The organism is Streptomyces rhizoryzae (assembly GCF_023155275.1).
Classification (GTDB): domain Bacteria; phylum Actinomycetota; class Actinomycetes; order Streptomycetales; family Streptomycetaceae; genus Streptomyces; species Streptomyces rhizoryzae.
In genome coordinates, this window is sequence record NZ_JALMUV010000021.1 from 35,225 (window position 1) to 54,045 (window position 18,821).

At 70.5% G+C, this 18,821-nt stretch carries 19 protein-coding genes; 11 read left to right on the forward strand and 8 right to left on the reverse strand.

Features of this window, described 5'->3' with window-relative positions; all coding sequences use genetic code 11:
• The first annotated feature begins 18 nt into the window (after positions 1–18).
• Positions 19–621, forward strand: coding sequence for a VanZ family protein (locus MUU72_RS18260; RefSeq protein WP_248014369.1), 603 nt, complete (start codon positions 19–21; stop codon positions 619–621).
• A gap of 33 nt (positions 622–654) precedes the next feature.
• Here the strand turns inward: MUU72_RS18260 and MUU72_RS18265 are convergent, their stop codons facing one another.
• Positions 655–1,206 (reverse strand): acyl-CoA thioesterase, encoded by a 552-nt coding sequence (locus tag MUU72_RS18265; RefSeq protein ID WP_248014370.1) that lies wholly within the window; start codon positions 1,204–1,206, stop codon positions 655–657.
• A gap of 282 nt (positions 1,207–1,488) precedes the next feature.
• On the opposite strand from MUU72_RS18265, the gene MUU72_RS18270 reads away from it, so the two are divergent.
• A complete protein-coding gene (locus tag MUU72_RS18270; protein WP_248014371.1) occupies positions 1,489–2,772 on the forward strand; it encodes an LCP family protein in 1,284 nt (427 codons plus the stop codon).
• 228 nt (positions 2,773–3,000) lie between these two features.
• Here the strand turns inward: MUU72_RS18270 and MUU72_RS18275 are convergent, their stop codons facing one another.
• Positions 3,001–4,104, reverse strand: coding sequence for a helix-turn-helix domain-containing protein (locus MUU72_RS18275; RefSeq protein WP_248014372.1), 1,104 nt, complete (start codon positions 4,102–4,104; stop codon positions 3,001–3,003).
• A gap of 140 nt (positions 4,105–4,244) precedes the next feature.
• On the opposite strand from MUU72_RS18275, the gene MUU72_RS18280 reads away from it, so the two are divergent.
• From MUU72_RS18280 to MUU72_RS18295, 4 genes are all read left to right on the forward strand, one after another.
• Positions 4,245–4,469 (forward strand): hypothetical protein, encoded by a 225-nt coding sequence (locus MUU72_RS18280; RefSeq protein ID WP_248014373.1) that lies wholly within the window; start codon positions 4,245–4,247, stop codon positions 4,467–4,469.
• Positions 4,470–4,876: 407 nt separating this feature from the next.
• The gene (locus MUU72_RS18285) at positions 4,877–5,416 is read left to right on the forward strand and encodes a class IV adenylate cyclase (RefSeq protein ID WP_248014374.1); all 540 of its coding nucleotides are present in this window, start codon (positions 4,877–4,879) and stop codon (positions 5,414–5,416) included.
• Positions 5,417–5,440: 24 nt separating this feature from the next.
• A complete protein-coding gene (locus MUU72_RS18290) occupies positions 5,441–6,553 on the forward strand; it encodes a radical SAM protein (RefSeq protein ID WP_248014375.1) in 1,113 nt (370 codons plus the stop codon).
• A 164-nt stretch (positions 6,554–6,717) separates the two neighbouring features.
• Positions 6,718–7,026: a hypothetical protein gene (locus MUU72_RS18295; RefSeq protein ID WP_248014376.1), complete on the forward strand. Its 309-nt coding sequence runs from the start codon at positions 6,718–6,720 to the stop codon at positions 7,024–7,026.
• Between the two features lie 245 nt (positions 7,027–7,271).
• On the opposite strand, the gene MUU72_RS18300 is transcribed toward MUU72_RS18295, so the two are convergent.
• Positions 7,272–8,453, reverse strand: a complete 1,182-nt coding sequence (locus tag MUU72_RS18300; RefSeq protein ID WP_308403834.1) for an acyl-CoA dehydrogenase family protein — start codon at positions 8,451–8,453, stop codon at positions 7,272–7,274.
• A 216-nt stretch (positions 8,454–8,669) separates the two neighbouring features.
• Between MUU72_RS18300 and MUU72_RS18305 the strand changes: the two genes are divergently transcribed.
• Positions 8,670–10,037 carry a UDP-glucose dehydrogenase family protein gene (locus tag MUU72_RS18305; RefSeq protein ID WP_248014377.1) on the forward strand — a complete coding sequence of 456 codons (1,368 nt, stop codon included), beginning with the start codon at positions 8,670–8,672 and terminating at the stop codon, positions 10,035–10,037.
• 205 nt (positions 10,038–10,242) lie between these two features.
• Positions 10,243–10,623, forward strand: coding sequence for a VOC family protein (locus tag MUU72_RS18310; protein WP_248014378.1), 381 nt, complete (start codon positions 10,243–10,245; stop codon positions 10,621–10,623).
• Between the two features lie 4 nt (positions 10,624–10,627).
• On the opposite strand, the gene MUU72_RS18315 is transcribed toward MUU72_RS18310, so the two are convergent.
• Genes MUU72_RS18315 through MUU72_RS18325 form a run of 3 tightly spaced genes read right to left on the reverse strand, consistent with a single transcriptional unit; the run spans position 10,628 to position 13,517 of the window.
• Complete coding sequence (locus MUU72_RS18315) at positions 10,628–11,815, reverse strand: dipeptidase (RefSeq protein ID WP_248014379.1); 1,188 nt, start codon at positions 11,813–11,815, stop codon at positions 10,628–10,630.
• Positions 11,812–12,348: a 5-(carboxyamino)imidazole ribonucleotide mutase gene (purE, locus tag MUU72_RS18320; RefSeq protein WP_248014380.1), complete on the reverse strand. Its 537-nt coding sequence runs from the start codon at positions 12,346–12,348 to the stop codon at positions 11,812–11,814. The genes MUU72_RS18315 and purE overlap by 4 nt, the downstream gene beginning before the upstream one ends.
• Complete coding sequence (locus tag MUU72_RS18325; RefSeq protein WP_248014434.1) at positions 12,345–13,517, reverse strand: 5-(carboxyamino)imidazole ribonucleotide synthase; 1,173 nt, start codon at positions 13,515–13,517, stop codon at positions 12,345–12,347. Before MUU72_RS18325 ends, purE begins: the two co-directional genes overlap by 4 nt.
• A gap of 182 nt (positions 13,518–13,699) precedes the next feature.
• Here MUU72_RS18325 and MUU72_RS18330 point away from each other — a divergent pair, with 182 nt between their 5' ends.
• Together MUU72_RS18330 and MUU72_RS18335 are read left to right on the forward strand one after the other, a co-directional pair.
• Positions 13,700–14,134, forward strand: coding sequence for a protease inhibitor I42 family protein (locus MUU72_RS18330; protein ID WP_248014381.1), 435 nt, complete (start codon positions 13,700–13,702; stop codon positions 14,132–14,134).
• 141 nt (positions 14,135–14,275) lie between these two features.
• Positions 14,276–14,785, forward strand: a complete 510-nt coding sequence (locus tag MUU72_RS18335) for a GtrA family protein (protein ID WP_248014382.1) — start codon at positions 14,276–14,278, stop codon at positions 14,783–14,785.
• 19 nt (positions 14,786–14,804) lie between these two features.
• Here MUU72_RS18335 and MUU72_RS18340 read toward each other — a convergent pair whose 3' ends face one another.
• Together MUU72_RS18340 and MUU72_RS18345 are read right to left on the reverse strand one after the other, a co-directional pair.
• Positions 14,805–16,052 (reverse strand): sensor histidine kinase, encoded by a 1,248-nt coding sequence (locus tag MUU72_RS18340; RefSeq protein WP_248014383.1) that lies wholly within the window; start codon positions 16,050–16,052, stop codon positions 14,805–14,807.
• A gap of 6 nt (positions 16,053–16,058) precedes the next feature.
• A complete protein-coding gene (locus tag MUU72_RS18345) occupies positions 16,059–16,739 on the reverse strand; it encodes a response regulator transcription factor (RefSeq protein ID WP_016575659.1) in 681 nt (226 codons plus the stop codon).
• A gap of 510 nt (positions 16,740–17,249) precedes the next feature.
• Here MUU72_RS18345 and MUU72_RS18350 point away from each other — a divergent pair.
• A complete protein-coding gene (locus tag MUU72_RS18350) occupies positions 17,250–18,776 on the forward strand; it encodes a peptide MFS transporter (RefSeq protein WP_248014384.1) in 1,527 nt (508 codons plus the stop codon).
• Positions 18,777–18,821: the final 45 nt, after the last annotated feature.

Sequence of the window (18,821 nt, forward strand, 5' to 3'; positions counted from 1 at the left end):
AAAAGGCGGAGGCGAACCATGTGGCAGGTCGTCCTGGCCGTCACCCCGGCCACGGTGGCGCTGTTCCTGGCCGCGGTGCTGGGGCTGGCGCTGGGCCTGGCGGTGTGGTCGGTGCGGGCCGCCCGCCGGCGGACCCCGCGGACCGCGGCCCGGGTGCTGCTGGCGGGCTGGCTGGTGCTGATGCTGGTGGTGACGCTGGCGCCGGTGCAGCCGGTGGGGTCGGCCGACGCGACGTTCTGGTGGCGGCCCGGGGAGGGCCTGTTCGAGCTGGGCGCCCGGCTGGAGCCGGGGCAGGTGGCGCTGCTGGTGCGGCGGCAGGTCGCGGGGGCGGCGCTGTTCGTGCCGGTGCCGGTCCTGCTGCGGTTCGCCGCGCCGCGCTGGTCGGCGGCCGGCGCGTTCCTGCTGGGGGTGGGGCTGAGCGCCGCCATCGAGGCCGGGCAGCTGCTGATGCGGGCGGGCCGGGTCGCGGACATCGACGACGTGCTGTGTGCGGCGGCCGGGACGGTGACCGGGGCAGCGCTGGCGCTGGCGGCGAAGCTGGCGGTGGCGGTGGTCCACCGGCGGGCGCTGCCGCGGCGTGCGGTGCGGGCCGCGCCGGCGCCGGCGCCCGAGGAGGCGTGAGGCCCCGCCGGGCGGCCGGGGGCGGGCGGGGCGTCAGGCGTCGAGGCCCTCGGCGGCGCGGCGCTCGCGGAGTTCCTTGATGGCGCGGCGGCGGGCCAGCCGGTGCGTGCGGCGGATCTGGGCCTCCTGGTAGCGCCGCTTGTCGCGCTCGGTCTCGGGGATGACCGGGGGGACCGGGCGGGGCTTGCCGTGCTCGTCGACGGCGGCGAAGACGAGGTAGGCGGAGCCGACCTGCTGGGCGGGGGTGGATTCGTTCCAGCGCTCGGCCAGGACCCGGACGCCGACCTCCATGGAGGACCGGCCGGTCCAGTTGACCTGGGCCTTGACGTGGACGAGGTCGCCGACCCGGACCGGTTCCAGGAAGGCCATCTCGTCCATGGACGCCGTCACCGCGGGGCCGCCGGAGTGCCGGCCGGCGACCGCGCCCGCCGCGTCGTCGACCAGTTTCATGATCACTCCGCCGTGCACGGTGCCGAGGAGGTTGGTGTCGGCCGCGGTCATGATGTGGGAGAGCGTGGTGCGGGAGACGGAGGTGGGCTTGCCCGCGAGGGCGTCCTCCGGGGTGTTGGTGACGAGGTCGGTCATGCAGACCAGCGTAAGCCGGTGCCGTACGGGACCGTACGGCACCGGGGCGGGTGCGGCCGCGGGGGTGTGACGGGGGTCTCGGCGGGGGCGTGAGTTCCGTCTCGTCGGCCCCGCCGGAAAGCATCCGGAATGAAGGTTTCCGGAAGCCCCGTCGGAATCGTCGGCCCCTTCGCGGTATGGGGCGTTACCGCTCCCCCGCTTTGCATCAGCTCTGCAACAGCCCCGCCCCGATCCCGCACCCGCCCTATGGAGCGGTGCCCCGCGGCGTGCACACTTCCCCCTATGAATGAGTGGCCCCAAGGACGGTCCGGCGACCCCGGCGGCAACCGGTACGGACGCGGCAGCGGCAGCGCCGAGCCCGAGGGTGCGCGCGCCATGCCCCACGTACGGCGCGACGCGGCCCCCGGCTACCGGCGGAACGAGCCGCCGCTGCCGCCCTCGCTCTCCCCGCGCGGCGGCGCGGGCGTCCCGCCGCAGGCGTCCCGGGGCCACGGCGACCGCGGCGGCTACGACGGCTACAACACCGGGCAGGTCTACGGCGCGGGCGGCGGCCGCGGCGACGGCGGCGGCCCCGCCCGGCCGCGCCCGAACTGGGGCCGCCGCATCAAGTGGACGGCGCTCACCCTGCTCGTGGTGGTGCTCGCCACGTCCATCGGCACCTACTTCTGGGCCGACGGCAAGCTGCGCCGGGAGATCGACCTGAGCAAGGTCATCGACCGCCCCGCGACCGGCGACGGCACCAACTACCTCATCGTCGGCACGGACAGCCGCGAGGGCATGACCGACGACATGAAGCAGAAGCTGCACACCGGCGGCCCCACCGACGGCGGGCGCACCGACTCGATGCTGATCCTGCACGACGGCAGCAACGGCCCCACGCTGATATCCCTGCCGCGCGACTCCAACGTCGAGGTGCCCTCGTACGTGGGCTCGACCTCCGGCAAGAAGTACCCGGCGACCGGCCGGCACACCAAGCTGAACGCCACCTACGCCGAGGACGGCCCGGCCCTGCTGGTCCGCACCGTGGAGTACAACACCCACCTGCACATCGACCACTACGTGGAGATCGGCTTCGCCGGCTTCGCCAACATCGTCGACGCGCTGGGCGGGGTGGAGATGGACATCCCCAAGGGCTTCAAGGACAAGGACTCCGGCGCCGACTTCAAGGCCGGCACCCAGACCCTCACCGGCGCGCAGGCCCTCGCCTTCGTCCGGACCCGGCACGCCTTCGCCAGCCAGGACCTGGAGCGCACCAAGAACCAGCAGAAGTTCCTGGCCGCCATCGCCCACCAGGCCGCCACGCCGGGCACCGTCCTCAACCCCTTCAAGCTCTACCCGACGCTGGGCGCCGGCCTGGACACGCTGAAGGTCGACAAGGACATGAGCCTGTGGGACCTGGGCCAGATGTTCTTCGCGATGAAGGGCGTCACCAGCGGCGACGGCAAGTCGATGAACATGCCGATCTCCGGCACCGTCGGCGGCAACCTCGTCTGGGACCAGGCCAAGCTCAAGCAGCTCGTCCAGCAGCTCAACAACGACGAGCCGGTCACCGTCTCCGGCAACTGACCGACACCGGCCGCCGACGCAACGGGGCCCCGACCGCACCGAGCGGCCGGGGCCCCGTCCCCTTGCGGCGGACCGCCCTACGGCAGGTTCCGCGCCATCACGATGCGCTGGACCTGATTCGTGCCTTCATAAATCTGGGTGCTTACGGCATGCAGCGCCCTGACCTGCATATATACCCCTCAATTGGGGTGCCCCCCAGCATTCCCCATGATCATCATGAGGGGACCCCTACGCCTTGATCTCATCCATGAGCATCCGGAGCGTCAGCGAGTGCTTCTCGGCCGGTAGGGCATCCATCGCGGCCTGCGCGTAGCGAACGCCTCCCGTGCGGTCGCCGGACCTGGCCAGCATCAGACCCCGGTGAAGCTCAAGGTGAGTGGCGAACCTGGGGAGCGACGCCGGAAGCTCCTTGCGCGATTGCTCCTGAGCCTCCACAGCCCCCTTCTCGTCACCGAGGCGGGCCAGCAACAGGGACCGGAATACGTGCAGCCGCCACCACGGGACGGCATAGTCCGAGGTCTGCTCGTACGACCCGGCCGAATCGAAGATCCGGCGCCCTCGCGCGTCCAGTTCCAGGGCCGTTGCACGGTCGCCCCGGAGAGCAGCGGCGTGCGCCTTGCCGTAGATCGCATTCAGCAGCCCCAGGGACGGTCGATCGGTGACGGCCATGGCCTGATCGGCGAGCACGTCAGCCACAGGCAGAGAGGCACCCTCGTACCCCAGGGCGATAGCCGCCCGGCCTCGAACCCACACCCGCGCCGCCTCATCCCCCGACTCGTCAGCAGCCTTGGCCGCCATCCGGTACCAGTGGACAGCCTTGGACCCATCTGATCCCGGAAACGTCTTGGCATACAGGGTCATGAGCCGGGAGGCCACAGACCACAAACGAGGGGTGTCGAGCTGCTGCTGCACCACAACCAGCTCGCCGGACACGCGGCGTTGGATGTCGGCCGCCCCCATGGACATGTAATCCGTGCCGTAGGTACTTAGCTTGCCCTCCCAGTCTTCCGCAGATGGGCCACCACGAAGCCGGGCGGCGAACCCTACGGACAACAGGTCTGAGGCCACCATGGGGGCTATGGCCGCACCCGCAAGATCGGTGAGGAAGGTACGCCGTTCCAACTCGTTCTCCAGGACAGCTAGGGGTACGTCCAAGACCGCCGACAGAGCCCGGAGGGAGAACGCTCCTGGCTCATGCTTGGAACACTCCCAGCCGCTCACATACTCCCGACTGAGGGTCGTTCCGAACTGGTTGTTGATTTCTGACGCTAAGCGCCCCTGCGACCAGCCGCGCGCCGAACGTAGCTCACGGATCAGTTCCCCGATGCCCATGAGCCCATCTTGCTCCTACGAATGCCACTGGGCATCCAACATCCCTGATGATGGGGCGGTTTGCCACTACGAGTCACACTAGGCCGCCCATTCGGGATCCCCGATGCTCAAGAAACCGAGCAACGGAGCGAGGGCAAACCATGATTGAGGCCACACCAGAGACCCGCACCCCCACCGAGGCCGTACAGGAGGCGGTGACCGATCTGAGGAAGGCCGCGAAGGAGGCGGGAGTGCCGTTCCCCAGCCTGCGGCTCGACCCGAAGCCCTTGGGTGAGGACGGAGCGCTTACCCACCTGATCGACACCGGCCGCATCAACATCGGCACCGCCCGGAAGCTGACGAAGATTCTCAGGGCGGCGCGGTGAGGAGCGAGAAGAAGGAAAAAGGCAGCACCGCGGACCTGTCCAAGAAGCTCAAGGACGCCAACAGCCGGAGCCAGAACGGCGGGGGCAAGCGGTGAGCAGAGGCCGCCACACTCCCCCGAGGATCACGCCGTTACGTGGACTGCGGTGTCCTGTGACGGTTGGTTCCGGGGCGGAATCCTGGCCGTCATGGTGTGGGGCAGCTGCATCGCCTTCCTGATCACGGCGGCTACCGGACAGTTCACCTAGGGGCGCCAGGGCGTTCCCGTTCCCCGCCGGTGAATCAGGCTCGGCGGGACACGGAGGGAACGCCGCCAGACGGCGTGCCATAGGCCCCAATGCTGCGCATTCTCGGGCGTGTTGGAGAACTAGGCTCCTCAGCTACATCCACCGTCAGAAACGAGCACACCATGGGTACCACCGAGTTCGAGGCCAGGGCGTTGAACATCGACGTCGAAGCCATCGCCGCGACGATCAAGCAGCGTGGCGGCGTACACATCGCGGACCGGTTGATGCGCCGGTACGTGTATGACGTAGTCCCCGGCGAGCAGGGACGCTGGATCAGACTGCGGGACACCGGCTCCGAGGTCACTCTCTGCGTCAAGCACATCACCTCCGACGCAATCGACGGCACGCACGAAGAGGAAGTGGCCGTCTCCAGCTTCGAGGACACGAACACGCTGCTGAACCTCATGGGTTTTACCGCGAAGGCGTACCAGGAGAACCGTCGGACCTCATACGTCCTCGACGGCGTACGGCTTGAGATCGACTCCTGGCCACTGATTCCTCCGTACCTGGAGATCGAGGGCGACAGCGTCGAGGACGTGACCGCCACGGCCAAGATTCTCGGCCTGGACCCGGCCGGGCTCACCGGCGTGAACACCGTCGGCATCTACACCCAGTACGGCATCGACCTTGAGCAGATCAAAGACCTGCGATTCCCGGACTAGACCCACCCCTGTGGGAGGAACGCTGTGTACCAGGAAGACTTAGCCAGCCTGCCAGTATCCGTGGTGCCGGACCGCACGATTCGAGTGAAGATCATTGACGCCTGTGGGTTGGCCTGCGGGTTCTGTCACAACGAGGGAACACCGGTCGCCACCGATAACACCGGGCGCCGGCCGAATGAGTTCACCGGGGCGCCCGGCAAGACCGGCCGTGTCTCCCTCTACCTGCGCACCAACGGGGCTGACTTCCTCCCCGCGAGGATCGAGCCTGACGCCGACTTCGCCTTGGCCCTGGCGGCCATGCGCGGGGCGATAGAGACCAGTGAGGTTCACTTCACGGGTGGGGAGCCCACGCTGCACCCGAAGCTTCCTGACCTCGTCGCCAGGGCTCGTCAACTGGGGCTGACCGTTGGGTTCACCTCTAACGGCGAGAACGGCGCCGCCGTGCTGGAGGACTGTGCAAAGGCAGGGCTCGACCGCGTCAATCTCTCCGTGTTCGGTACTACTGCGGATGAACTCGCCGCAGTCCAGGCCCCGCGCTTCGGTTCGGTGAAGCTCGCGGAGCGGAAGATCACGGCACTTCATGCCTCCATCGACTCGGCGCTGAAGAGTGGCGTGAAGGTCTCGGCCAACCTGGTCGTTCCGGACAGCAGCCACGCGTCCAGGGTTCTGCGGGTCATCGAGGAGTACGGCCGCAATGTCGTGGTCCGGATGCTGGTCAGCCTCGAAGATGACGGTGCCTCCCTCGCAGCGATGAGGGAGGTTCTGAACACCCTGGGAGCAGTCCCCGTACGTCACATCTTCACGGCAGGCACCTCGGATCAACGCACCCGCTACCGGCTGCCCGACGGCCGAACGCTCTACGCCAAGTCGATTCGGCCGGTACGACTGCCCGAGACCTGCGAGGGATGCCGTTTCAACAACGGCACCGATTGTGAAGAGGGGTACTACGGAATCCGCTTGTACCGCGCGCAGAACGGTCCGTTCATGGTCGGAGTGTGCATCCAACGAATGGACCTGTGCGTCACTCTCGGCGAGTTCGTCATGAGCAAGATGCGGGACGAAGTGCGCTACCTGCGCGATCAAGAGTTGCTGCGCTTGCGCATTGAGCACAGATCTCAGATGCAGGAAGCGGCGTAGGCACCACTCGACCTGTGGAATCAAGCAATGAAAGCCCCCGCAACGCGGGGGCTTTCATTCTGAGGATGCGGGCCCACGGTGCGGCCTGCTCACCGACCGGAAAGGCCAGCACGGCAGTGGCGAGGGCATGGGTAGCACGCTCGAAAGACGACCCGAAGAAGTGGATGACTTTCTGGTACGACCCGGACGGGAAACAGAGGCAGAAGAGCTTCAACACCAAGAAGCGGGCCGACGGCCAGCGCAAGCGCAAGGAACAGGAACTCGACGCCGGGACCTGCCTGGACGACCGGTTGGGCAAGCAGCCCGTGACGGCCGTGTGGGAGGAGTGGACGAATCAAAGGAAGCTGGAGAACAGCACCAAGAAGCAGTACCGGTCCATCCAGAAGACGACCCGGACGTGCTGCGCGAGCACTACCACGACATCTTTGAAGGAGCCGAGCAGCGCAGGCGGGCGGCCATCGCAACGATGCTGACGCCCGGCGCGGACGACCCCACAGAAGGACAGGCGGAAGCCGCCTGAACGAGCCCATGCGAACGGCCCCCGGCACAAGCGCCGGAGGCCGTTCTGTTTGTGCAGGTGGTAGGCGGTTTCCCGCCCAGCGGCAGCCCAGGATTTCCCCAGCATGACGCCCATGATCGGCCCGAATCGGACCCGAACGGACCGGAAGCCGATCACAGCCCGCGAGCCATCGAAAGTGGCCGCTGACCTGCGGAAACCCTACTGCGGCAGGTTCCGCGCCATCACGATCCGCTGCACCTGGTTGGTGCCCTCGTAGATCTGGGTGATCTTGGCGTCCCGCATCATCCGCTCCAGCGGGTAGTCGCGGGTGTAGCCGTAGCCGCCGAGCAGCTGGACGGCGTCGGTGGTGATCTCCATGGCGGCGTCGGAGGCGTAGCACTTGGCGGCCGCGCCGAAGAAGGTGAGGTCCTCCTCCTTGCCGCCGGCCGAGATCCGCTCGGAGCGGGCCGCCGCGGCGTAGGTCAGCTGGCGGGCCGCCTCCAGCTTCATCGCCATGTCGGCGAGCATGAACTGCACGCCCTGGAAGTCGCCGATCGGCTTGCCGAACTGCTTGCGCTCGCGGACGTAGCCCTTGGCGTAGTCCAGCGCGCCCTGGGCGATGCCGAGCGCCTGCGCGGCGATGGTGATGCGGGTGTGGTCCAGGGTCTTCATCGCGGTGGCGAAGCCGGTGCCCTCCGCGCCGATCATGCGGTCGGCGGGGATCCGGACGTTGTCGAGGTAGACCTCGCGGGTCGGGGAGCCCTTGATGCCGAGCTTCTTCTCCGGCGCGCCGAAGGAGACGCCCTCGTCGCCCTTCTCGACGACGAACGCCGATATGCCCTTGGAGCGCTTCTCCGGGTCGGTGACGGCCATGACGGTGTAGTACTCCGACACCCCGGCGTTGGTGATCCACCGCTTGACGCCGTTGAGGACGTAGTGGTCGCCGTCCCGGACCGCCTTGGTCTTCATCCCCGCCGCGTCCGAACCGGCGTCCGGCTCGCTCAGGCAGTACGAGAACATCGCGTCGCCCTTGGCGAGCGGCGCCAGGTACTTCGCCTTCAGCTCCTCGCTGCCGGAGAGGATCACCGGCAGCGAGCCGAGCTTGTTGACCGCCGGGATCAGGGAGGAGGAGGCGCAGACGCGGGCCACCTCCTCGATCACGATGACCGTGGCCAGCGCGTCCGCCCCGGCGCCGCCGTAGGACTCCGGTACGTGGACCGCGTGCAGGTCGTTGGCGACCAGCGCGTCCAGCGCCTCCTGGGGGAAGCGGGCCTCCTCGTCCACCGCGGCGGCGAACGGCGCGATCTTCGCCTCGGCGAGCGAGCGCACCGACTCGCGGAGCATGTCGTGCTCCTCGGACGGCCGGTACAGATCGAAATCAGCGGCCGCGTTCTTTCCCACTCGCGCCAAGGTGTCTCACTCCCCTGTGAGGTGTGGCAGCGCTAACTACCGTTAAGTAACCCTTACTGGCAAGGGATTCTAGGGCCGATGGCGGACCGCGGATAGGTGAGGTTCCCGACAGTCCCCCCAAGGGGTGTCCGCGGACGGGAGGGGCGCGTTCCGTGCCCGACTATGCTCGGTCAGCACCGTTTTCCCGGAGAACGTCTGGAGCCCCGCATGGCCCTCAAGATCACCGTGATCGGCACCGGCTACCTCGGTGCCACCCACGCCGCCGCGATGGCGGAGCTGGGTTTCGAGGTGCTGGGCCTGGACGTCGCGCCGGAGAAGATCGAGATGCTCCGGCGGGGCGAGGTCCCGATGTACGAGCCCGGTCTGGAGGAGCTGCTGCGCCGCCACGTCGCCGGGATCGAGGGCTCCAGCGGGCGGCTGCGGTTCACCACCTCCTACGCCGAGGCCGGCGCGTTCGGCGACATCCACTTCATCTGCGTGAACACCCCGCAGAAGCACGGCGAGTACGCCTGCGACATGTCCTACGTCGAGGCCGCCTTCGACTCCCTCGCCCCGCACCTGGCCCGGCCTGCGCTGGTGGTCGGCAAGTCCACGGTGCCGGTGGGCAGCGCGGCCCGGCTCGCCGGGCGGCTGGCCGCCGCCGCACCGGCCGGCGCCGACGTCGAGCTGGCCTGGAACCCGGAGTTCCTGCGCGAGGGCTACGCCGTCAAGGACACCCTGCACCCCGACCGGATCGTGGTCGGCACCGCCGGGCCCGAGCACCTGCCCGAGGGCAGCGGCGGGCGGGCCGAGGCGCTGCTGCGCGAGGTGTACGCCACGCCGATCGCCGAGGGCTCGCCGTTCGTCGTCATGGACTTCCCCACCGCCGAGCTGGTCAAGACCTCCGCCAACTCCTTCCTCGCCACCAAGATCTCGTTCATCAACGCCATGGCCGAGGTCTGCGAGGCGGCCGGCGGCGACGTGGTCAAGCTCGCCGAGGCGATCGGCTACGACGAGCGGATCGGCAGCAAGTTCCTGCGGGCCGGCATCGGCTTCGGCGGCGGCTGCCTGCCCAAGGACATCCGCGCCTTCATGGCCCGGGCCGGCGAACTGGGCGCCGACCAGGCCCTGACCTTCCTCCGCGAGGTCGACTCGATCAACATGCGGCGCCGCGCCCACATGGTCGAGATGGCCCGCGAGGCGGTCGGCGGCAGCTTCCTCGGCAAGCGGGTCGCGGTCCTCGGCGCGACCTTCAAGCCGGACTCCGACGACGTCCGCGACTCCCCCGCACTCAACGTCGCCGGCCAGATCCACCTCCAGGGCGGCCAGGTCACCGTCTACGACCCCAAGGGCATGGCCAACGCCGCGCGGGTCTTCCCGACCCTGGGTTACGCCGAGAACGCGCTGGAGGCGGTGCGCGGTGCGCACGTCGTCCTGCACCTGACCGAGTGGCGCGAGTTCCGCGAGCTGGACCCGGCGGCGCTGGCCGAGGTGGCCGGCGAGCGGAGCGTCCTGGACGGGCGCAACGCGCTCGATCCGGAACTGTGGCGCAAGGCGGGGTGGACGTACCGGGCGCTGGGGCGGCCCTCCGCGTAGGGGTTCGCCGCCCGCGTGGTCGGCTTTCCCCCCGTGCGGGGTCTTTCGTGTGCGCCTGCGGCGCGTTGCTTTTCCGCTGCGCGGGGCTATCGGGTGCCCCTCCCGTTGTGGGTAGGGATGCGGTGGGTGGGGGTACGCGTGGGAGGGATGGTGCGGGTGGGACTGGGGCCCGTGCCGGTTCGTGCCGTGCAACGGAGGTAATGCCATGAGCTCGATCAGCCTCGGAGTCGTCGCCGTGGACTGTCCCGACCCGCGGGCGCTGGCCCGGTTCTACGCCGAGATGCTCGGCTGGGAGGTCGTCGACGACGGCCGGGCCGACTGGGTGGAGGTCACCGGCCCCGGCGGGCGGACGCTCGCCTTCCAGCAGGTCGAGGACTACCGCCCGCCGCAGTGGCCGGGCCAGGAGACGCCGCAGCAGCTGCACCTCGACTTCGACGTCCCGCGCGAGAGCCTCGACGAGGCCGAGCGGAAGGTCGTCGCGCTGGGTGCCCGGCCCGTCCAGCACGACGAGGGGAAGCGGGACTTCCGGGTCTATCTGGACCCGGCCGGGCACCCGTTCTGCCTGTGCTTCCCCAAGGAGCGCTGAGCCCTCAGCCGGCCGGCTCCGCGAGCACGGCGTTCGAGGGGCCGCGGCGGGCCTGCTCGTCGCGGGCCACGTCCTCCGCCGCGCGGAGCACCCGGACCGCGTTCTGCCAGGTCAGCTTGGCCAGGTCGGCGTGGGACCACTTGCGGTCGAGGAGCTCGGCGATCAGCACCGGGTAGCTGGCGACGTCGGACAGGTCCGCGGGCGTGAAGGCGGTGCCGTCGAAGTCGCCGCCGATGCCGAGGTGGTCGATACCGGCCACCTCGCGCATGTGGTCGAGGTGGTCGGCGACGGTGGCGGCGGTGGCGACCGGCCGCGGGTTCGCCGCCTCGAACGCGCGCTGGACCGCCATGCCCCGCTCGGTGGTGTCGAGGTGGTGCAGGCCGTGGGCGCGCATGTTCGCGTCGGCGCGCAGCGTCCACTCGCCCGCCGCGGGCAGCACGAACTTCGGGACGAAGGTGGCCATCGCGACCCCGCCGTTGGCGGGCAGGCGTTCCAGCACGTCGTCGGGGATGTTGCGCGGGTGGTCGCAGACCGCGCGGGCCGAGGAGTGCGAGAAGACCACCGGCGCGGTGGTGACGCGCAGCGCGTCCCGCATGGTGTCCGGGGAGACGTGCGAGAGGTCGACGAGCATCCCCAGGCGGTTCATCTCGCGCACGACCTCCTCCCCGAAGGGCGCGAGGCCGTGATGGCGGGGCTCGTCGGTCGCCGAGTCCGCCCAGTCGTTGTTGTCGTTGTGGGTGAGCGTCAGGTAGCGGACGCCCAGGGCGTGGAAGGCCCGCAGGGTGGCCAGCGAGTTGTTGATCGAGTGGCCGCCCTCGGCGCCCATGAGGGAGGCGATGCGGCCCTCGGCGCGGGCGGCCTCCATGTCGTCGGCGGTGGCCGCCAGGCGCAGGTCGGCCGCGTACCGGGCGGCCAACTGCCGTACCGCGTCGATCTGTTCCAGGGTCGCGCTGACGGCGTGGTCGCCGCTGTAGTCGGAGCGTACGTACACCGACCAGAACTGCGCGCCGACGCCGCCGGCGCGCAGCCGGGGGATGTCGGTGTGCAGGTGGGCGCTCTGGTCGGTGGCGACGTCGCGCCGGTCGAGGTCGTAGCGGACCTGCTCGCGCAGGGCCCAGGGGAGGTCGTTGTGGCCGTCGACGACCGGCCAGGCGGCGAGGAGTTCCCGGGCGGCGTCCGCGGCGGCGGTCACTTGCCGCCCCCGAAGCCGAAGCCGGCCGCGCCGGCGACCTTGTTGCGCAGCCGCTTGCCCTTCTCGGTGGCCTGGTCGTTCAGCTCCTGCTGGAACTCCCGCATGCGGGTGAGGAGTTCGGGGTCGTGCGCGGCGAGCATCCGGGCGGCGAGCAGGCCGGCGTTGCGGGCGCCGCCGACCGAGACGGTGGCGACCGGGACGCCGGCGGGCATCTGGACGATGGACAGCAGGGAGTCCATCCCGTCGAGGTACTTCAGGGGGACGGGGACGCCGATGACCGGCAGGGGGGTGACGGAGGCGAGCATGCCCGGCAGGTGGGCGGCTCCCCCGGCGCCGGCGATGATCGCCTTCAGGCCGCGGCCGGCCGCCTGCTCGCCGTACGCGATCATCTCGTGCGGCATGCGGTGGGCCGAGACCACGTCGACCTCGTAGCCGATCTCGAACTCGTCCAGGGCCTGGGCGGCGGCCTCCATGACGGGCCAGTCGGAGTCGGAGCCCATGACGATGCCGACCAGGGGGGAGCTCGCAGTCATTCGGTGATCGTTCCTCGCAGGTAGCCGGCGGCGTGCGCGGCGCGCTCACGCACATCCGCCAGGTCGTCGCCGTAGGTGTTGACGTGCCCGACCTTGCGGCCCGGCTTCACGTCCTTGCCGTACATGTGAATCTTCAACTGCGGGTCCCGGGCCATGCAATGGAGGTACGCGCTGTACATGTCGGGGTAGTCGCCGCCGAGCACGTTGGCCATCACCGTCCAGCGGGCGCGCGGGCGGGGGTCGCCGAGCGGGAGGTCGAGGACGGCGCGGACGTGATTGGCGAACTGCGAGGTGATCGCCCCGTCCTGGGTCCAGTGGCCGGAGTTGTGCGGGCGCATGGCGAGTTCGTTGACGAGGACGGCGGGGGCGCCGCCGGCGTCGCGGACCTCGAACAGCTCGACGGCGAGGTGGCCGACGACGCCCAGTTCGTCGGCGATGCGCAGGGCGAGCTGCTGGGCGTGGGTGGACAGCGCGTCGGAGATGCCGGGGGCCGGGGCGATCACCGTGTCGCAGACGCCGTCGACCTGGACGGACTCCACGACCGGGTAGGCGACGGCCTGGCCGTGCGGGGAGCGGACGACGTTGGCGGCCAGCTCGCGGACGAAGGGGACCTTCTCCTCGGCCAGGACGGGCACCCCGGCGCGGAACGGCTCGGCCGCCTCTTCGGAGGATCGTACGACCCAGACGCCCTTGCCGTCGTAGCCGCCGCGGACGGTCTTCAGGACCACCGGCACGTCGCCCGGCCACTGCCCCTCGTCGAGGCGCCCGGCGCCGCTCCCGCCGATCTCGGCGGCGAACCGCGCCACGTCGGCGGGGTCGGAGACGATGCGGTGGCGGGGGCAGGGCACGCCGATGGCGTCCAGCCTGGCCCGCATCACCCCCTTGTCCTGGGCGTGCCGCAGCGCCTCGGGGCCGGGCCGGATGACGACGCCGTCCGCCTCCAGGGCGTGCAGGTGCTCCGTGGGCACGTGCTCGTGGTCGAAGGTGACCACGTCGCAGCCGCGGGCGAAGGCGCGCAGGGTGTCCAGGTCGCGGTAGTCGCCGATGACGACCTCGCTGACCACCTGGGCCGCCGAGTCCTGCGGAGTGTCGCTGAGGAGCTTGAACTTGATGCCGAGGGGGATACCCGCCTCGTGGGTCATACGGGCGAGCTGACCGCCGCCGACCATGCCGACTACCGGGAACGTCACGCCCCCAGGGTAGCCGCACGGCGGTCGTGCACCCGACCCCGGCTTGGAGGTTCCTCCGAGAGCGGGCGTTCGACGGAGTCCTCCGAAGGTCCAGATCCGCGGTGAGGTTCCGTACCGGGCGGTGTGCGATCCGGCCGGTGCGGCGATGAGGGGGAGGCCGCATGGAGAGCGGCGGCATAACGAGGCACTCCCGGGCGCTGGTGACCGCCCTCGCCGTCACCGCCCTGCTGATCGCCCTGTACTCGGTGGTCAGCCGGCTGTCCGGGCCGGAGGTCTACGGACCGGCGGACACCGAGATCGCGGTCTCCGCCGGGGACCGCTTCACCGTCGAGGTCCCCGACGACCCCGGCGACGGCTTCCACTGGATCATCGCCGCGCCGCGGCCCGATCCGGCCGTTCTGCGCCCGGACGGCGAGCGGGCCCCGGACGGCAGCCCCGGCGGGGCGCCGCCGGCCGCCGGCACCCGGTGGCTGGACTTCCGGGCCGGCCGTCCCGGCCGTGCCGACCTGCGGCTGCTGCGCTGCCGGCGGTGCGCGACGGGCGCGGCCTACGAGCCGGGCGCGCGGGCCCTCAACTTCCGTGTCACGGTGGGATGACCGGCCGGTCCGCACCGCCCGCCGTAGGCGGTGGCGCACGGCCGCCGCCCGCGCACGGCGCTTCGGCGGCCGTGGTTAGCATGGGGGCCCACCGGGCCGCCGGCCCGCCCAACCGCCCACGACGGGGAGCTGAACGATCACATGAGTGAACGGAGCGCACTGCGGTCGCGGCTGGAGGCGCTCACCCGGGAGATCGTGAAGTTCGGCGCCGTCGGCGGCGCCGGGGTCGTGGTCAACTTCGCGGTCTTCAACCTCGTCCGGCACCTGACCGAGCTGCCCGTCGTCCGGGCCAGCATCGTGGCGACGGTGGTGGCCACCGGCACCAACTACATCGGCTACCGCTACTTCGCGTACCGCGACCGCGACAAGCACGGCCGCACCCGCGAGCTGACCCTCTTCCTGCTGTTCAGCATCGCCGGCCTGATCATCGAGAACGGCATCCTCTACGCGGCGACCTACGGCCTGGGCTGGGACAGCCCACTCCAGAGCAACGTCTTCAAGTTCCTGGGCATCGGCATCGCCACGCTGTTCCGCTTCTGGTCGTACCGCACCTGGGTCTTCCGGGCGCTGCCGGCCCGGGAGGCGGTGGAGACCGCCGAGGCGTTCCTGGCGGACGGCTCGCGGCTGCCGAGCGGCGCCACCCGGAAGTAGCGCCGCGACGGGCCGCGGCTCACTCCTCGGTGGGCTCGCCCTCCCGCGCCAGGAACAGCGCGAAGACCGGCGGGTGCTGCTGGAGCAGCTCCAGGCGGCCGCCGTCCGCCTCGGCGAGGTCCCGGGCGACGGCGAGGCCGAGGCCGGTGGAGTTGCGGCCGGAGACGGTCCGCTCGAAGACCCGGGAGCCGAGGTCCGGCGGGACGCCGGGGCCGGCGTCGGTGACCTCCACGACGGCTTGGTTGCCGGTGACGCGGGTGCGCAGCGCGACCGTGCCGGCACCGTGCATCAGGGAGTTCTCGATCAGGGTGGCCAGGACCTGGGCGACCGCGCCGGGCGTACCGACGGCGCGCAGCCCCTTCTTGCCGGAGCGGACGATGGCCCGCCCGGCGCTGCGGTAGGCCGGCCGCCACTCCTCGATCTGCTGCTTGACGACCTCGTCGAGGTCGAAGGCGACCGCGGAGCCGGTGCGCGGGTCCCGGGAGTTGGTGAGCAGCCGCTGCACCACGTCCGTCAGCCGCTCCACCTGGGCCAGCGCGATGGTGGCCTCCTCCTTGACGGTGTCCGGGTCGTCGGTGAGGGTGATCTCCTCCAGGCGCATGGACAGCGCGGTCAGCGGGGTGCGCAGCTGGTGGGAGGCGTCGGCGGCGAGCCGGCGCTCGGCGGTGAGCATCCGCGCGATCCGCTCGGCGCTGGCGTCGAGGACGTCGGCGACCCGGTCCAGCTCCTGGACGCCGTAGCGGCGGTGGCGGGGCCGGGGGTCGCCGGAGCCGAGCCGTTCGGCGGTCTCGGCGAGGTCGGTGAGCGGGGCGGTGAGGCGGCGGGCCTGCCGGACGGCGAGCACCACGGCCGCCAGGATGGCCAGCAGGGCGACGGCCAGGATCACCAGCAGGGTGCGGCCGATCTCGGCGCTGACCGTGGAGCGGGACTCCTGGACGGTGACCGACTCGCCGCGGTCCCCCTGCACCCGGGACTCGATCACGTCGCCGGCCGGCCGCTTGCCGATCTCGATCCGGGGCTTGCCGGGGACCTTGATCACGGCGTAGCGGTGGGCGGTGATCTGCTCGGAGAGGATGTCCGGGGTGATCTTCTCGCCGCTGCCCAGCCTGCTCTCCACTATCCCGACCAGCCGGACCGCCTCGGACGCCACGCTCTCCTGCGCCCCGGCCTGGATCGTGCGGGTCTCGACGATCACCAGGGAGACGCCGAAGACGGCGATGACGACGAGCACCACGGCGAGCGTGGAGTTGATCAGGCGGCGGCGCACGGGCCCCTAGCTCTTTTCGAAGCGGAAGCCGACGCCGCGGACGGTGGCGATGTAGCGCGGGTTGGCGGCGTCGTCCCCGAGCTTCTTGCGCAGCCACGAGATGTGCATGTCCAGCGTCTTGGTGGACGACCACCAGGTGGTGTCCCAGACCTCGCGCATCAGCTGGTCGCGGGTGACGACCCGGCCGGCGTCCCGCACCAGGACCCGCAGCAGGTCGAACTCCTTCGCGGTGAGCTGGAGTTCCTCGTCGCCCATCCAGGCGCGGTGCGACTCGACGTCGATCCGGACGCCGTGCGTGGCGGGCGGCTGCTGGGGCTCGGCGGTGGAGCCGCGGCGCAGCAGGGCCCGGACCCGGGCGAGCAGCTCGGCGAGGCGGAACGGCTTGGTGACGTAGTCGTCGGCGCCGGCGTCCAGGCCCACGACGGTGTCCACCTCGTCGGCGCGGGCGGTCAGCACCAGGATGGGGAAGGAGTGGCCTTCGTTGCGCAGCCGGCGGCAGACCTCCAGTCCGTCCATCCCGGGCAGGCCCAGATCCAGCACCACGAGGTCGATATTGCCCTGGAGACCGGCATCGAGCGCCGTCGGGCCGTCCTCACGCACCTCGACGTCGTAACCCTCGCGGCGCAGGGCGCGGGCGAGCGGCTCCGAGATGGACGCGTCATCCTCGGCGAGCAGTACACGGGTCATGCGCCGATGGTAGTCCGATGTACCGACAGCGAGGGGCGGACCAGCACGGATGGGCGACAGCGGGCCGCTTCGCGCGCCCCGCTCGCGCGCCCGGGACGCGGGCGCGCGGGTGCGGACGTGGTCGCACGGACCGGACCGAGTGGTTCCGCACGTGAGTGTGAGCGTTCTCTCACCACTCCCAACGGCGCGCCGAGCGGACGTATGGTGGCCGGAACGTCCAACGCACAACCACTGGGACCCATGGCGCGGAACCGCCGTCATGGCCCTTGTTGTGTGCGGGGCCGGCACACCCGGTCCCTTGCACAGTGAAAGACCTGTCGACCGGGTCCGCCGGCCGCGCCGTCGCGGCACGGGGGCGTGGATCCCGGTGTTCGGCCTCCCGTCGGCCTCCCTGTGGGGGGACCGAACCTCCCGGACGTGAGGGCGGGCAGGGCGGCGCCGGTGCCGGTCATCCCCCACCCGGGCGCTTACCGAGTCCCTCGGACGCGTCCCGAGAAGCAAGGAACCACCATGGCGTCCAGCCTGACGAAGGACGCGGCCCAGCAGGGAACCCCTGTCAACGGCGGCAAAACCTTCTTCGGCCACCCCCGCGGCCTGGCCACTCTCTTCATGACCGAGATGTGGGAGCGCTTCAGCTTCTACGGCATGCGCGCCCTGCTCGTCCTGTACCTGATCTCCGGTGGTCCGGACGCCAAGATCGGCTCCCAGGGCGGCGGACTGGCCATGACGGCGGCGTCCGCCACGGCGATCTACGCGGTCTACATGGCGCTGGTGTACCTGCTCGCCATGCCCGGCGGCTGGTTCGGCGACCGGGTCTGGGGCCCCCGCAAGACGGTCATCGTCGGTTCGTGCGTGGTCATCGCCGGCCACATCGTCCTGGCGGTCCCCGGCCAGACCTTCTTCATCGGCCTGGCGATGGTGGCGTGCGGCTCCGGCCTGCTGAAGTCCAACATCTCCACGATGGTGGGCCACCTCTACGACGGCCCGCAGGACCCGCGCCGGGACGGCGGTTTCACCGTCTTCTACATGAGCATCAACCTCGGCTCGATGGCCGCCCCGATCATCGTCGGCGGCATCGGCCAGGGCGTGAACTGGCACCTGGGCTTCGCCACCGCCGCCCTCGGCATGGCGCTGGGCTTGATCCAGTTCCTGATCGGCACCCGGCACCTGAACCCCAAGAGCAGCCAGGTCCCGACCCCGCTGCCGGCCGCGGAGCGCAACGGCTGGCTGCGCAAGGGCCTGATCTGGGCCGCCGTCGCCGCGGTCTTCTACGGCATCGTGGCGGGCACCGGCCACTTCACGCTCAACTGGGCGCTGGTCCCGCTGGCGATCATCGGCATCTGCGTCCCGTGCTTCGTGCTGCTGCGCATCAAGCGGGACAAGGACCTGACCTCGGCCGAGCAGGCCAAGGTCAGCGGCTACCTGTGGTTCTTCGTCGCCGCCGCGCTCTTCTGGATGATCTTCGACCAGGCCGGTTCGACGCTGAGCGTCTTCGCCGAGAAGAACACCGCGGAGTCGGTCCTCGGCCTGAGCTTCCCCTCGTCGTGGATGCAGTCGGTCAACCCGGTGTGGGTGCTGGCCCTGGCCCCGGTCTTCGCCTCGATGTGGCTGGCGCTGGCCCGCCGCAACCGCGAGCCCAGCACGCCGGTGAAGTTCGCCATGGCGATGGTGCTGATCGGCGCCTCGTACTTCTTCTTCCTGGTGCCGATCGCGATGTCCTCCGACGGCAGCAAGGTCAGCCCGATGTGGCTGATCACCGTCTACGGCCTCCAGACGATGGGCGAGCTGTGCCTGTCCCCGGTCGGCCTGTCGGTGACCACCAAGCTGGCGCCGCAGAAGTACGCCAGCCAGATGATGGGTGTCTGGTTCCTCGCGGTCACCGCGGGCGACAGCGTCATCTCGCTGGTGTCCATCGCCGGCGCGGACCTCAGCGGGGTGGGGGTGCTGGTCACCGAGGCGGCCCTCGCCGCCCTGGCCGGTGTCGCGGTCTTCCTCTACCGCAAGAAGATCAGCCCGCTCATGGGCGACGTGCACTAGCCTCCGGCCCGGCGGACGGGGCCCGGCGCGCTGCGGCGCGCCGGG

Coding starts and splice junctions, on each gene's coding strand:
- MUU72_RS18275 (WP_248014372.1), bottom strand. CDS start 4,104: ATGGGCATCGGGGAACTGATCCGTGAGCTACGTTCGGCGCGCGGCTGG.
- MUU72_RS18295 (WP_248014376.1), top strand. CDS start 6,718: ATGACTTTCTGGTACGACCCGGACGGGAAACAGAGGCAGAAGAGCTTC.
- MUU72_RS18330 (WP_248014381.1), top strand. CDS start 13,700: ATGGAGAGCGGCGGCATAACGAGGCACTCCCGGGCGCTGGTGACCGCC.
- purE (WP_248014380.1), bottom strand. CDS start 12,348: ATGACTGCGAGCTCCCCCCTGGTCGGCATCGTCATGGGCTCCGACTCC.
- MUU72_RS18280 (WP_248014373.1), top strand. CDS start 4,245: ATGATTGAGGCCACACCAGAGACCCGCACCCCCACCGAGGCCGTACAG.
- MUU72_RS18335 (WP_248014382.1), top strand. CDS start 14,276: ATGAGTGAACGGAGCGCACTGCGGTCGCGGCTGGAGGCGCTCACCCGG.
- MUU72_RS18285 (WP_248014374.1), top strand. CDS start 4,877: ATGGGTACCACCGAGTTCGAGGCCAGGGCGTTGAACATCGACGTCGAA.
- MUU72_RS18260 (WP_248014369.1), top strand. CDS start 19: ATGTGGCAGGTCGTCCTGGCCGTCACCCCGGCCACGGTGGCGCTGTTC.
- MUU72_RS18305 (WP_248014377.1), top strand. CDS start 8,670: ATGGCCCTCAAGATCACCGTGATCGGCACCGGCTACCTCGGTGCCACC.
- MUU72_RS18345 (WP_016575659.1), bottom strand. CDS start 16,739: ATGACCCGTGTACTGCTCGCCGAGGATGACGCGTCCATCTCGGAGCCG.
- MUU72_RS18350 (WP_248014384.1), top strand. CDS start 17,250: ATGGCGTCCAGCCTGACGAAGGACGCGGCCCAGCAGGGAACCCCTGTC.
- MUU72_RS18310 (WP_248014378.1), top strand. CDS start 10,243: ATGAGCTCGATCAGCCTCGGAGTCGTCGCCGTGGACTGTCCCGACCCG.
- MUU72_RS18325 (WP_248014434.1), bottom strand. CDS start 13,517: ATGGTCGGCGGCGGTCAGCTCGCCCGTATGACCCACGAGGCGGGTATC.
- MUU72_RS18265 (WP_248014370.1), bottom strand. CDS start 1,206: ATGACCGACCTCGTCACCAACACCCCGGAGGACGCCCTCGCGGGCAAG.
- MUU72_RS18270 (WP_248014371.1), top strand. CDS start 1,489: ATGAATGAGTGGCCCCAAGGACGGTCCGGCGACCCCGGCGGCAACCGG.